The organism is Streptomyces sp. ID05-39B (genome assembly GCF_033794725.1).
Classification (GTDB): Bacteria; Actinomycetota; Actinomycetes; order Streptomycetales; family Streptomycetaceae; genus Streptomyces; species Streptomyces bobili.
Genome location: NZ_JARGEF010000377.1, coordinates 1 through 5401, shown reverse-complemented (window position 1 = coordinate 5401; position 5401 = coordinate 1). Strand labels below are relative to the sequence as shown.

The following is a 5401-nucleotide window of genomic DNA, read 5'->3' as shown; positions in this document are numbered from 1 at the left end:
GGGTGGACTCCGAGGCGGAGGGGGCCGGGGCGGAGGTCGACGGGGTCGCCGACGGGGTGGTCTGCGAGGGGTTCTCCGGCGGCGCCTGCGTGGACGGGGAGGCGGGCGGCTGCTCGGCCGGGGGCTGTTCGGCGGGCGGCTGTTCGGCCGGGGGCTGTTCGGCGGGGGGCTGTTCGGCCGGGGTGCAGTCCTTCGTGCCGCCGTTCCAGGCCGCGATCAGCTTGTCCTTGATGACCGGGCGGTCGGGGCCCTTGGGCAGGTCGCCGTGGGCGAAGCCGTCCTTGGCGTCGAGCTTGCCGTCGAACTTCACGGCGCCCCGGTAGAGGTCGATCTGCGCGTAGCAGCCGGCGTCGGGCACGGCGATGTCGAGGGTGTCGGTGGCGCCGGCCCTGACCGTCACGGTGTCGAAGTCGACGAAGACCTGCTCGCCGGAGGTCCGGAAGTCGGGGCCGTGGGCCAGGTAGGAGGCGAGGGAGGCGGTGCAGGTGGTGGCGCCGGCGGCGGTCCGCACGGTGAGGTGGACCAAGCCGTCGCCGGTGGGCTTCAGGTTCTGGTCGTCGACCTTGACGGAGTCGTAGAAGTGCGTGCCGTCGAGCGAGAACTGGCAGCCGTCGGTCTCCGTCTCGGTGCCCGCCCCGGTCCCCGGCTGGTACTGGCCGCCGGACTTCCAGCCGTCGCCGCCGGGCGTGCCGGTGGACGCCGAGGCTCCGGAGGCGGCGGCGACGGACGCGGTGCACAGGGCGAGTGATGCGGCGCCCGTCCCCAGCAGGCGGCGCACGGAAACACGTCTCGCTATGGACATGCGATTCCCATCTTGGCGAGCGCTCATCACGGCGGCATCGCGGCATGGCGATGCCCGGGTGATGGCGCGGTTCAGAAGAAACACCGGGCTCAGTGGTCACGTGTGCCACGGCGTGCGCTCATGGTGGTCGGCGGGGCGGATGCCTGTCAACCTGCGTCAATACCAGGGGAGTTCAAGATTCCACCACATCTCCCCCACGTGAGGAATGATCCCCTCCGCAAGGTACGGACGTTCTCCTTCCCGGCAAACTGGACAAGCTTGTCCCTGTGACCGACTTCGTGCCCGCACCCGAGGCAGCCCAGCCCTGCGCACCCACCTCCGCTGTCGCCCCCGACTTCTCCACCCGCAACCCCGACTGGTGGCGCCAGGCCGTCGTCTACCAGGTCTACCCGCGCAGCTTCGCCGACGCGGACGGCGACGGCCTCGGTGACCTGAGGGGCGTCACCGACCGCCTCCCGCACCTCGCCGCCCTCGGCGTCGACGCGCTCTGGCTCAGCCCCTTCTACCCGTCCGAGCTGGCCGACGGCGGCTACGACGTCATCGACCCGCGAGACGTCGACCCGCGCCTGGGCTCCCTGGACGACTTCGACGCGCTGGCCGCCGAGGCGCACCGGCTCGGCCTGAAGGTGATCGTCGACATCGTCCCGAACCACACCTCGCACCTGCACGTGTGGTTCCAGGAGGCCCTGGCGGCCGGCCCCGGCTCACCGGCCCGCGACCGATACGTGTTCCGCGACGGACGCGGCACGCACGGAGAACTCCCGCCCACCGACTGGCAGTCGGTGTTCGGCGGCAGCGCCTGGCAGCGCGTCCCCGACGGCCAGTGGTACCTCCACCTCTTCGCCCGCGAGCAGCCCGACCTGAACTGGGACCACGACGAGGTCCGCGAGGACGTCCGCACCACCCTGCGTTTCTGGTCGGACCGGGGCGTGGACGGTTTCCGCGTGGACGTGGCCCACGCCCTGGTCAAGGACCTGAGCGAGCCGCTCCGTGACCTCGGCGCCCTCGGCCTGGACGGCGAGGACGCCCTCACCGCCGTCCCGCCCGGCACCCACCCCTTCTACGACCGCGACGAGGTCCACGAGATCTACCGCGACTGGCGCCGCGTCCTGGACGCCTACTCCCCGCCCCGCACGGCCGTCGCCGAGGCCTGGGTCCCGGGTGCCCGCCGCGCCCTCTACGCCCGCCCCGACGAACTGAACCAGGCCTTCAACTTCGAGTATCTGCAAGCGGCCTGGGACGCGGAGGCGATCCGCGAGGTCATCACGTCCTCGCTCGCCGAGGCCCGTGCCGTCGGCGCCTCCGCGACCTGGGTGCTCTCCAACCACGACGTCGTGCGCCATGCCTCCCGCCTGATGCTGCCGCCCGGCACGGACGAGAACGCCTGGCTGCTGGCCGACGGCCACGCCCCCCACGTCGACCAGGAGGCCGGCCTGCGCCGGGCCCGCGCCGCGACCCTCCTGATGCTGGCGCTGCCCGGATCGTCGTACGTCTACCAGGGCGAGGAACTCGGCCTGCCCGAGGTCGCCGGCCTGCCCGTGGAGGTTCTCCAGGACCCGCTGTGGGAGCAGAGCGGCCGGGTCCGCAAGGGCCGCGACGGCAGCCGGGTGCCGCTGCCGTGGACGACGACCGGCCCGTCGTACGGCTTCGGCCCGGGCGGCGCCTGGCTGCCGCAGCCGGAGTCCTTCGCCCGCTACGCCGTCCAGGCACAGGACGGCGTCGACGGCTCGACCCTGGAGCTGTACCGCACGGCCCTGCGCCTGCGCCGCAAACTGCTCGACGGAGAGGACCTCACCTGGGCGCAGGGCACTCCACCCGGCGTGCTCGCCTTCGCCCGCACGGACGGCTGGCGCTGCGTCGCCAACCTGTCGGACGTGCCGGTGCCGTGCCCGCCGGGCGAGGTGCTGCTCAGCAGCGCCCCGCCGGACGGCGACGGCCGGATCGGCCCGGACACGACGGTGTGGCTGGCCTAGTTCCCCGGATACGGGGTCGTCCTACTGCGTCGGTGCGGGGGCGGGTGCCGGGTTCACCCCGCTGCCCGCTGCCGCACCGTCGATGTCCACAGGCGTGGACGTGGCGGTGGGCGGCGGGGTGAGGACGACCAGCGGCTGACCGGCGGGCGGGGCCGGCGGGGTCAGCTCCGCCTGGGGGAGCTTCGGCGGAGTGGTCTGCTGGAAGAGGGTCTGGTCGAAGTCGACCATGCCGGTCTTCTCCATCACCGTGATGTGGTCCAGGACGGTGTCGTTGGCCTGGTCGGCCAGGGCCCGGATGAGCGTGTTCTTGGTGGTGGAGCGCACCTTCGCGATCGTGTTGAAGATCGAGCCGTGTGTCTGGCGAAGGATGTTGGCGAACTCGTAGTCGAAGTCCTTGCCCGTCTTCGCGTTGATCTGGTTGACGAAGGCCACCTGTTGCGGGCTGGCCACGTTGGGCAGGGTGATGTTCAGCATCGGCCCGAGCTTGCGACAGGTCGTGTCGAGCGAGGCGTGACCGTCGACCAGGTGCTCACTGGCCGTCTTGACCGCGGGACTCTGTCCCTTCTGCAGCCCGATCAGGCCGAGTGGGTACTCCCAGAGCCCGGCCGCCCGCACCTTGACCACGAAGTCGCGGTCGCCTTCCGTCAGCGGCCCCCATTGGGTGTTGGCGATGATCCGGTCACTGGAGTCCGACACCTTGTCCAGTCCCAGCATCCCCGGATAGGCCAGAGCCGCGAGGGTCAAGCTCAGGGCGCCACCCACGAAGGCAGTCCCCATCGCGTTCCGCGAAAAGCGCACCGTTCCTCCTGCCTGATCAGGGACACCGCCCGTGCTCGTCCTTGCCCGGCGGGGTCCAACACACAGGAGTACGGACGAACGGCCCCCGGAACTCACCGTGTCCGGCAAAAATCGTCGTATCAGCTGACCGGGGGAAGGGAAGTCGCAGTGACAGGCATGACAGGAGCGACAGAACAGTCGAAGGTCACCGAGTTGACGTACTACCCGGTGAAGGGCTGCGCGGGCATCACGCTCACCGAAGCACGGCTCACACCCGACGGACTCCCGCACGACCGGGCGTACGTCATCGTCGACGAGGCGGGGGAACTGCGCTGGCAGTGGGGAGACCCGAGGCTGGCCCTCATCACCCCCCACTCCGTGGACGACTCGGGCGAGTTGACCCTACGGGCCCCGGACCGCGGCGACCTGCGGGTGGACGGGACGGGGCAGGCCGACCGGAACACGGACCTCCCGGGCCAGCCGTACGGCGCCGTCGACCAGGGCGAGGAGGCCGCCGCGTGGGTGACGGGCGTCCTGGGCCGCCCGAGCCGGCTGCTGCGCGTACGCAAGGCCCCCGGCGGCACCACGGCCAACCACAGCCGCCTGCACGTGGTCTCCCGCGCGAGCCTGGACCGGCTCAACGGCCACCTGACCGAACGAGGCGTCGCCCCCCTCCCCATGAACCGCTTCCGCCCCAACCTCGTCGTGGACGGCTGGACCACCCCGCACACGGAGGACACGGCCCGCCGCCTCCTGGTCGGCGACACGGAACTCGCCCTCACCGAACTCACGGTCCGCTGCGCGATCACGATGGTCGACCAGGAAACGGGCGAACGGGCGGGCCCGGAACCCCTGCGCACCCTGGCCGACTACCGCAGGGCGGAGGACGGCATCGTGTTCGGCGCCTACTTCACCGTCGCACGGGAGGGGAAGGTGACGGTGGGAGACGCGGTGGAGGTCGCGGTGGAGGCCGCGGTGGAGGTCATGGACGCCTGACCCGACTCCAGGCGCTCACCCGGAAAACCGGTGGAGCGACCCCGCTGAGCGCCACTACCGTGCTGCCGGACCACGCCGCCCAGCCGAAGGACCGCCCTTGTACACCGTGTGAGACCTCCCACCTGCTGAATCGTCGCGCGTCGCGCATCTGCGCCGCGCTCCTTTTTGCTGCGGTCTTCTCACACTGAAACCGGTGTACCTCTGTGCTGCTCGAAACCTGGGTGGTCGCGCCCACCTGCCTGCCCGTCGTTCGCCGCCGCTGCCACGCGTGCGCGTCCGAACGCTTCCGGGCCAACGGCAAGTTCCGCGTCAACGCCCACCACAAGCTCATCGACGCCTGGCTCCTCGTCCTGTGCACCACGTGCGGTGAAACGGCGAAACTCACGGTCCTGGAGCGGACGAACGTGCGCTCCGTACGGCCGGCCCTGCTGGCCCGACTTCACGACAACGACCCCGTCCTGGCGGCCGAGTTGCTCCAGGACCCGGCCCTGCGGCACCGCAACCACATCGCCCTGGACTGGACCGACGCCTGGCGCCTGGACACCGGCGGCTCGGACCACGGCACCCTCGACCGTGAGGTCATCGATGTAACGGTCCGCTTCGCGGCGCGGATACCCGTCCGTCCGATACGCCTGATCGCGCAAGGCTGCGGCCTCACGCGAGCCGAGGTCGAGAGACTGATCGAGAAAGGAAACCTCGTCTCGGCGACCCGCCTGACCGGCAAGCAGTCGGACGACTTCACCTTCACCCTCAAACACTGACCGCTCCGCGGGGCTGCCGTGCACCTGCCCGGCAGCTCCGCGGACCTCTCCCTCAGAGTGCCTGGGCGCGTATCGCGTCGAGGAGGTGGGTG

5 protein-coding genes are annotated in these 5401 nt (G+C 71.0%); 3 read left to right on the top strand and 2 right to left on the bottom strand.

All coding sequences use genetic code 11. From position 1 onward, the window contains the following. Nucleotides 1–802, bottom strand: an 802-nt coding sequence (locus P1P75_RS39385) for a hypothetical protein (protein ID WP_319264430.1), incomplete at its 3' end; no start/stop codon positions are given. Between the two features lie 278 nt (nucleotides 803–1080). Here P1P75_RS39385 and P1P75_RS39380 point away from each other — a divergent pair. Then, on the top strand, nucleotides 1081–2775 hold the full coding sequence (locus P1P75_RS39380) for a glycoside hydrolase family 13 protein (RefSeq protein WP_319264435.1): 1695 nt from the start codon (nucleotides 1081–1083) through the stop codon (nucleotides 2773–2775). Between the two features lie 21 nt (nucleotides 2776–2796). Here P1P75_RS39380 and P1P75_RS39375 read toward each other — a convergent pair whose 3' ends face one another. Further along, nucleotides 2797–3552 carry a DUF4142 domain-containing protein gene (locus P1P75_RS39375; RefSeq protein ID WP_319264433.1) on the bottom strand — a complete coding sequence of 252 codons (756 nt, stop codon included), beginning with the start codon at nucleotides 3550–3552 and terminating at the stop codon, nucleotides 2797–2799. Between the two features lie 177 nt (nucleotides 3553–3729). Here P1P75_RS39375 and P1P75_RS39370 point away from each other — a divergent pair, with 177 nt between their 5' ends. Beyond that, nucleotides 3730–4548, top strand: coding sequence for an MOSC N-terminal beta barrel domain-containing protein (locus P1P75_RS39370; RefSeq protein ID WP_319264428.1), 819 nt, complete (start codon nucleotides 3730–3732; stop codon nucleotides 4546–4548). A gap of 206 nt (nucleotides 4549–4754) precedes the next feature. After that, nucleotides 4755–5309 (top strand): DUF1062 domain-containing protein, encoded by a 555-nt coding sequence (locus P1P75_RS39365; RefSeq protein ID WP_319264431.1) that lies wholly within the window; start codon nucleotides 4755–4757, stop codon nucleotides 5307–5309. Nucleotides 5310–5401 lie beyond the last annotated feature (92 nt).

Bases quoted from the DNA above. Each gene is read 5' to 3' on its own strand.
- P1P75_RS39375 (WP_319264433.1), bottom strand. From the start codon at position 3,552: ATGGGGACTGCCTTCGTGGGTGGCGCCCTGAGCTTGACCCTCGCGGCT.
- P1P75_RS39370 (WP_319264428.1), top strand. From the start codon at position 3,730: ATGACAGGAGCGACAGAACAGTCGAAGGTCACCGAGTTGACGTACTAC.